This is a genomic window from Arthrobacter sp. efr-133-TYG-120 (genome assembly GCF_030209785.1).
Taxonomy (GTDB): Bacteria; Actinomycetota; Actinomycetes; order Actinomycetales; family Micrococcaceae; genus Arthrobacter.
Window position 1 is genome coordinate 1 of the sequence record NZ_JARVRI010000052.1, and the last position, 8336, is coordinate 8336.

At 63.2% G+C, this 8336-nt stretch carries 4 protein-coding genes; 3 read left to right on the forward strand and 1 reads right to left on the reverse strand.

The window, feature by feature from the left end; genetic code table 11:
* On the reverse strand, nucleotides 1-395 hold a 395-nt coding region (locus QRN51_RS23105), incomplete at its 3' end, for a DUF3417 domain-containing protein (protein WP_284992055.1).
* A gap of 62 nt (nucleotides 396-457) precedes the next feature.
* Between QRN51_RS23105 and QRN51_RS23110 the strand changes: the two genes are divergently transcribed.
* From QRN51_RS23110 to QRN51_RS23120, 3 genes are read left to right on the forward strand one after another with little or no spacing between them, the layout of a single operon-like run.
* A complete protein-coding gene (locus tag QRN51_RS23110) occupies nucleotides 458-2536 on the forward strand; it encodes an alpha-1,4-glucan--maltose-1-phosphate maltosyltransferase (protein WP_284992056.1) in 2079 nt (692 codons plus the stop codon).
* A gap of 5 nt (nucleotides 2537-2541) precedes the next feature.
* The gene (treS, locus tag QRN51_RS23115; protein ID WP_284992057.1) at nucleotides 2542-4338 is read left to right on the forward strand and encodes a maltose alpha-D-glucosyltransferase; all 1797 of its coding nucleotides are present in this window, start codon (nucleotides 2542-2544) and stop codon (nucleotides 4336-4338) included.
* A gap of 1 nt (nucleotide 4339) precedes the next feature.
* Complete coding sequence (locus tag QRN51_RS23120; RefSeq protein ID WP_284992058.1) at nucleotides 4340-8026, forward strand: 1,4-alpha-glucan branching enzyme; 3687 nt, start codon at nucleotides 4340-4342, stop codon at nucleotides 8024-8026.
* Nucleotides 8027-8336 lie beyond the last annotated feature (310 nt).

The following is an 8336-nucleotide window of genomic DNA, read 5'->3' on the forward strand; positions in this document are numbered from 1 at the left end:
TACGCGATGCACGCCGGAGCATCCGGACCCAGGCCCTGGTACCAGCGCGGCTCACTCAGGTACCGGTCCAGATCCGCGGCAGCATGCTGAACACGCTCTACAAGTTCATTGTTGGAAGCAAGTTGGTCCAGCTGATCGCGGCTGATTGACCCCAGGAGGCTTATTGGATCGTGATGGCTCTCCTCCCACAATTCCTGGTCAAGGCTTGCAAAGAGCTCGCGCGTAGCCCGGTGCCACGACCAGCGCAGATTTGTCGCGAGACGAGCCAACGGCCGGATCGGTTCGGGGAGCAGTGTACGGACTGTAAACCTTCGGATTGCCTTCACGAGCGCCACACTAATCCACTCGGTGGACGGCAGGAACAGCTTTCGGTTTCTTTTAGGTAAATGACACATTGCGCGGAAGAGTCTGGGGTACCTCTTCGCAAAATGTGATTTTTCTCGCTAACGTCGAGGTTGTGACCACTACTGCAGCACCGCGATCCAGCTCAGCATCCAAGTCCAAGCAGAAGGCCGGTATCACCGAGGGTCTTAAGTTCGGCAGATTCCCGATCACGGCCGTGCAGCCCGTCATCGAGGAAGGCCGGTTCCCGGCCAAGGCCTTGCCGGGTGAAGATTTGGTGGTTGGCGCCACGGTCTTCCGCGAGGGCCACGACCAGCTGGGGGTGAGCGCCGTCCTGCTGGACCCCAAAGGCAAAGAACGCCAACGTGTCCGGCTTGCCCCGGCCCCGGGTGAGCGTGGCAAGGGAACGGACCGTTGGGAGGGCCTGCTGACCCCAACGGCGCCTGGAGCCTGGACCTTCGCAATCGAGGCCTGGCACGACCGCTACGGCACGTGGCATCACAACGCCGAAGTGAAGGTCGAGGCCGGCATCGACGTGGAGCTGATGCTCGCTGAGGGCGTCGCCCTGCTCGCGGAAGCCGCTGCCGAAAGCACGCGAAATGCCGCAGACAAACGCATCCTTCGCACTGCCTCCGAAGGCCTCGCCGACACTTCTAGGACTGCCGAGGAGCGCCTTGCCGCCGGCTTCAGCCCAGAGGTCGCGGCCGTCGTCGAACGCCAGCCGATCCGTGAACTGGTGACCGTCTCGGAACAATACCCACTCCTCGTGGAGCGGGACCTCGCCGGCCGCGGGGCCTGGTACGAATTCTTCCCCCGCTCCGAAGGTGCCGTTTTCGATCCCACCACGGGAACATGGACTTCAGGCAACTTCACGACGGCGGCCAAGAGGCTCGACGCCGTCGCGGACATGGGCTTCGACGTCATCTACCTGCCGCCCATCCACCCGATTGGCTTCCAGCACCGCAAGGGGCGCAACAACACCTTGACTCCGGGTCCCCAGGATCCCGGCTCGCCGTGGGCCATCGGCTCGGAAGCCGGCGGCCACGATGCCATCCATCCTGAATTGGGATCCTTCGAGGATTTCGACGCTTTCGTGGCCCGCGCCAATGAGCTGGGCCTCGAGGTCGCGCTGGATTTGGCCTTGCAGGCCGCCCCGGACCACCCCTGGGTGAAGACCAATCCGGAATGGTTCACCACCCGGGTTGACGGCAGCATCGCCTATGCCGAAAACCCGCCGAAGAAGTACCAGGACATCTATCCGCTGAACTTCGACAACGATCCCGCCGGTCTATCGAAGGAAATCCTGCGGATCGTCTTCCTGTGGGTAAGCCACGGCGTGAAGATTTTCCGCGTGGACAATCCCCACACCAAGCCTGTGTGGTTCTGGGAATGGCTGATCGCCAAGGTCAACAAAAAGCACCCCGACGTCGTCTTCCTCGCCGAGGCGTTCACCCGCCCCGCGATGATGCATGCCCTTGGCCGGGCAGGTTTCCAGCAGTCGTACACGTACTTCACGTGGCGGAACACCAAGATCGAACTGGAATCGTATTTCCAGGAGGTCAGCCACGAATCTCCGGCGTACTTCCGGCCGAATTTCTTCGTCAACACCCCGGATATCCTCACCGAATACCTCCAATACGGCGGCCCGGCCGCGTTCCGCATCCGCGCCGCGCTGGCAGCCACGGCCAGCCCGCTCTGGGGCGTCTACGCCGGATTCGAGCTGTACGAGCATGTGGCGCGTCCCGGCGCCGAAGAGTACATCGACAACGAGAAATATGAGTTCAAGGACCGCAACTGGGATGCCGCAGCGGCTTCCGGGCACAGCCTCGCCCCGTACATCACACGGCTTAACGCCATCCGGAAGGCCCACCCGGCCTTGGGTGATCTGCAGAACCTGACGTTGCATCACAGCACGGATGACGCCACCATCGTGTTCTCCAAGCACAAGACCTTGCCCGACGGCAGCAAGGACACCCTGATCATCGTGGTAAACGTCGATCCCCACGGCACCAGGGAAAGCACCGTGACGCTGGATCTGTCCGCTCTTTCGCTGGATCCATCCGACTTCACCGCCAACGGACGATTCTGGGTGGATGATTTGGTCAGCGGCGAAAGCTGGGAGTGGGGCGAGTACAACTACGTCCGGCTGGACGCCCATGTAGAACCGGCACACATTCTCAATATCCGGAGGTAGCCTTAGTGAGCTTCAATCCGCAGGGTCAGAGTCAGTACTTCACGCCGAAGAACACTTTCGAGCTGAACGCCCCGGGTCTTCAACACGACCCTCATTGGTATCGGAAGGCGGTCTTCTACGAAGTGCTGGTGCGGGCCTTCGCGGATGCGAACGGCGACGGTTCTGGTGACTTCCACGGACTGATCGACAAGCTGGATTACCTGCAGTGGCTCGGAGTGGATTGTTTGTGGCTGCCGCCGTTTTTCGATTCGCCTTTGCGCGACGGCGGTTACGACATTTCCGATTACACGTCCGTTTTGGACGAGTTCGGCACCATCAGCGACTTCAAGCGGCTCGTGGCCGAAGCGCATGCGAGGGGCGTCAGGGTCATCATCGATCTCCCGCTGAACCACACCTCGGACCAACACCCTTGGTTCCAGGAATCACGCAAGAACCCGGACGGCCCGTTCGGCGACTTCTACGTGTGGAGTGACACCGACGAGAAGTACCAGGACGCGCGCATCATCTTCGTGGATACGGAAGAGTCGAACTGGACGTTCGATCCTATCCGCCGGCAGTTCTTCTGGCACCGGTTCTTCAGCCACCAGCCCGACCTGAACTTCGAAAACCCCAAGGTCATCGAGGCCGTCCACGACGTCGTCAAGTTCTGGCTGGACCAAGGCATTGACGGATTCCGGGCAGATGCCATCCCGTACCTCTTCGAAGAAGAGGGCACTAATTGCGAGAACCTGCCGGCCACCCACGGCTTCCTGCGGGATCTGCGCAAGATGGTGGACGAGAACTACCCGGGCCGAGTGATCATCGCCGAAGCGAACCAGCCGCCGCACGACGTCGTGGAGTACTTCGGCACGGAGGAAGAACCGGAATGCCACATGGCCTTCCACTTTCCCATCATGCCGCGCTTGTACTACGCACTCCGCGACCAGAAGGCCGCACCCATCATCGAGACGCTCCGGGATACCCCGGGAATCCCTGCCGGCGCGCAATGGGGTACGTTCCTGCGCAACCACGACGAACTCACCCTGGAGATGGTCACCGCCGACGAGCGTGCCGCCATGCTGGGCTGGTACGCCCCGGACCCGCGCATGCGGGCCAACATCGGTATTCGGCGGAGGCTCGCCTCGCTGCTGGACAATTCCCGTTCCGAGATCGAGCTGATCAATGCGTTGCTGCTTTCCCTGCCCGGCAGCCCCTTCTTGTACTACGGGGATGAAATCGGGATGGGAGACAACATCTGGCTTGACGATCGCGACGCGGTCCGCACGCCGATGCAATGGAACCCCGACCGCAACGCGGGTTTCTCCAACGCAGATCCCGGAAAGCTCTACCTCCCCGTCATCCAGTCGCTGGTCTACAACTACAGCATGGCGAACGTCGAGGCCGAAGCAGCCCATTCCGGCTCGCTCCTGCGCTGGACACGCCAGATCCTGAGCGTGCGGAGGAACCACCCGGCCTTCGGGCTAGGCGACTTCAAACACGTTCCGGCGGACCACGAGGTGGTTCTCGCCTACATGCGTGATCTCCGGGAGGACAATCCGGAAGGCGAGGATGCCGAATCCATCCTCTGCGTTTTCAACCTGTCCCAACATCCGGTTGCCACAACCCTGGATATCCCTGAATACGCCGGAAGGGGCCTGAGGGACGTGTTCGGCGGCCAGCCGTTCCCGGGGATCGGCGCCGACGGCTCCCTCACCCTCACGCTCGGTAGCCACGACTTCTTCTGGCTCCGGATACGTTCGGCAGGTTCCACAGGCTCCTCGCCCTACACCCAGGCCATCCCAGTGCTTTCCATCGAAGGCTGACATGAGTCACATGGCGCCCACCACGGTCCTGGCCCCCCTGCTCAAGGAATGGCTGCCCCGGCAGCGCTGGTTTCCCGTCAAGGCAGGGTTGTTCGAACTGGATTTCGTCGGCTCGTTCGGTCTTCCTGCGCCCACCTCCGGGACCGGCTTGGAGGTCCAGCTGATCTCCGTCGCCTACGCCACGGCCGATGGCGGGAGGCAGACAGACATCGTCCAAGTGCCGCTCAGCTTTCGCTCCGCGCCCTCCGCCGCCTTGGCAACTGCCTCGGTGGGCCAGATCGGTGGAACAAGCGAGCAGGATCCGCCTCTCTGGGTATACGACGCCCCGCACGATCCTGAATTCGTGACGGCATGGCTGGATCTGATCCGGGGCCAGGCCACCGCCGATCCCGGAGTGGGGGAGTGCACCGCGAGCGGACATACGGTGCCGGGCGGCCTGCGGCTGCCCACTGCCTCAGGATCCGTGCGGGTGTCTTCCGGCGAGCAGTCCAATACTTCGGTGATCGTCGACGATGGCGTGTCCGCGGCGATCGTGAAGATCTTCCGGGTCCTGTCGGTCGGCAAAAACCCCGAGGTGGAGGTCGGTGCGGCCCTGACCTCGGCGGGAACGAAGGAAGTGCCGTCCACCCTAGGATGGATCACGGGAACCTGGGAGGTGTGGACGCCCCAGGGCCGCCACGGAACAGCCTCGGCGGATTTCGCCGTTGCCCACGAGTTCCTTGCCGGCGGGCAGGACGCTTGGCGCCTCGCCGTCGACGCCGCGGCATCAGGCAAAGACTTCGCCGCCGAAGCCCGGCAACTGGGCCAAGCGACTGCCACCGTGCACTTGCGCCTCGCGGAAACCCTCGGAACCGCCACGGAACGCGTTCCGGGCCAGGACATCGCCCCCGAAGTAGCCCGGCGCGTCCGCCAGTCGTGGGCTGAGGCGGGCACCGCCGTCGGGCCCCATGAGCAGCAGCTCGAGGCACTCCTGGCGCAATTGTCGGGCAAGGAAGCCGGAACCCTGCAGCGCATCCACGGAGACCTTCACTTGGGCCAGATCCTTTTGGTGCCTGGCGCCGTGGGCGAACCTGCGCGGTGGGCGATCCTGGACTTTGAGGGCGAACCCCTGAGGCCGATTGAACACCGTAACATTCCCGACGTTCCCCTGCGGGACGTCGTCGGGATGCTGCGGTCCTTCGACTACGCGGCCGGTGCGGCCATCCGCGAGAACCCGGGCGCCCGGGTTCCCGCCACGTGGGTTGACGACTGCGCCGAGGCCTTCCTGGCTGGCTACAGCGACATCACCCCTGGAACGATTGACCGCCGCTCGCCGCTGTTTGTGGCATTGTGGCTGGACAAGGCCTTGTACGAGGTGATCTATGAGCTGCGGAACAGGCCGGACTGGTTGCCCATTCCGGTCAATGCTTCGCGGCAGCTCCTCGGAAACACGAGCCCCGGCACGGATGCCGCGGCGACATCGGAAGGTAAGGAAATGACAGGCTCAGCACGTACCGAACGGCCCCGAGTCCCGCTGTATGTGGACGCCGCTACCCTGGGCCGGGTGGCCGCTGGCGCGCACCACGCCCCGCACTCGGTGCTGGGCGCCCACCTTGACGACCACGGTCACGTCACCATCCGTACGGTCAAGCACCTCGCTGCGGAGGTATCTGTGGTCACCGAAGCCGGTTCCACCCCGATGACCCACGAGACCGACGGCATCTGGGTGGCTGTCCTCGAACCGCTGCAGCAAGGCCACGTACCGGACTACCGACTCGACGTCGTGTACGGCGATTCCGCGCCCGTGACGATCAACGATCCCTACCACTACCTTCCAACCGTCGGGGAAGTGGACCTGCACCTCATCGGAGAAGGCCGGCACGAACGGCTTTGGGACACGCTGGGCTCCCACGTCCAGCACTACCGCTCCCCGCTCGGCGATGTGGACGGCGTCTCCTTCGCCGTCTGGGCCCCCAACGCACAGGCAGTCCGCGTCAAGGGTGACTTCAACTCCTGGGATGGGCGTGAGCACGCCTTGCGCTCACTCGGGTCTTCAGGCGTCTGGGAGGTCTTCATCCCGGGCGTTGTAGCAGGGGCGTGCTACAAATTCGAGTTGCTCACCAAGGCCGGACACTGGGTGGAGAAAGCCGACCCGCTCGCCTTCGGCACCGAAGTTCCGCCCTTGACCGCGTCACGCGTAGTGGAGTCCGGCTACCGCTTCAAGGACGACGCCTGGATGACCGCGCGCGCCAACAAGGATCCGCACAACTCGCCCATGAGCGTGTACGAGGTCCACCTTGGTTCCTGGCGCCTTGGCCTCGGGTACAAGGAGTTGGCCAAGGACCTCGTTGAGTACGTGAAGTGGCTCGGGTTCACCCACGTCGAGTTCATGCCGGTGGCCGAGCACCCCTTTGGCGGTTCATGGGGCTACCAAGTCACGTCCTACTTTGCTCCGACCTCCCGCTTCGGGCATCCGGATGAATTCAGGTTCCTTGTCGATTCGCTGCACCAGGCGGGCATCGGCGTCATCTTGGACTGGGTCCCCGCGCACTTCCCGAAGGATGCCTGGGCCCTCGCCCGTTTCGACGGCGAACCACTGTACGAGCACTCCGATCCCAGGCTCGGTGAGCACCCGGACTGGGGCACGCTCATCTTCGACTTCGGCCGCACCGAAGTTCGCAACTTCCTGGTCGCGAACGCGCTCTACTGGCTCGAGGAATTCCATATCGACGGACTCCGCGTGGACGCCGTGGCCTCCATGCTCTACAGGGACTATTCGCGAGAGGAAGGGGAGTGGTTCCCCAACGTCCACGGTGGACGCGAGAACCTGGAAGCGATTTCGTTCCTCCAAGAGGTCAACGCCACGATCTACAAGACCCACCCCGGCGCAGTGACCATTGCCGAGGAATCCACCGCATTCCCCGGTGTCACCGCGCCGACCAACCACGGTGGGCTCGGATTCGGCCTCAAATGGAACATGGGCTGGATGCACGATTCCCTCAAGTACATCTCCGAAAACCCGGTGAACCGCCGCTGGCACCACGGCACAGTGACGTTCTCCATGGTCTATGCCTTCACGGAGAACTTCCTGCTGCCCATTAGCCACGACGAGGTAGTGCATGGCAAGGGATCCATGCTGCGCAAGATGCCCGGCGACCGTTGGCAGCAGCTCGCCAACCTGCGGGCGTTCATGGCGTACCAGTGGGCCCACCCGGGCAAGCAGCTCATCTTCATGGGCACCGAATTCGGCCAAGAGGCCGAGTGGTCCGAACAGCACGGGCTCGACTGGTTCCTTGCCGACATCCCGGCGCACCGAGGACTGCAATTGCTCACGCGCGAGTTGAACACGCTGTACAGCTCGACGCCGGCCCTTCACGTCCGGGACAACGAGCCCGGCGGTTTCCAGTGGATCAACGGCGCGGACGCGGATCGCAACGTACTGACCTTTATCAGGTGGGACCACGACGGCAACCCCTTGGTGTGCGCCGTGAATTTCTCGGGAGGCCCGCACCAGGACTATGTGCTCGGCGTCCCGGCCGCCGGCGCATGGCAGGAAGTACTCAACACTGACGCCGAGGTCTACGGAGGCTCGGGTGTGATCAACAGCGGTGAACTTCTTGCCACCGCACCCGGGGCGGAAGGATTGCCTGCGGCACTGACCGTCACCTTGCCGCCGCTCGGAGCCTCTTGGTTCGCGCCTGTGGGGTAGTTGTCCTGCTTGCGTGAGGGGAAGCTTGCCTGAGGGTGAAGGGTCCGGAAAACTTTGAGTTTCCGGGCCCTTTGCGTGGGATCTCAGGGGCGCCTGCTGGAGCGTAGGAAGCCGCCCGGAGGGGGTTTTGCCTCCCCGGTGAAGTGGTGGTATAGTTAGTACCCGCGCTGCTCCCCAGTGGAGATCGGTGAAGTTGACTGAGTTCCTCGTGAAAATCAAGTCAAGAACGCTGATTTGACTAGGAGGCAAGCAGCCGGTAAGTTTGGAAAGTTGCTCCGGAGCGAGTCTGGGCCCTTTGGTGGGTGTGGGT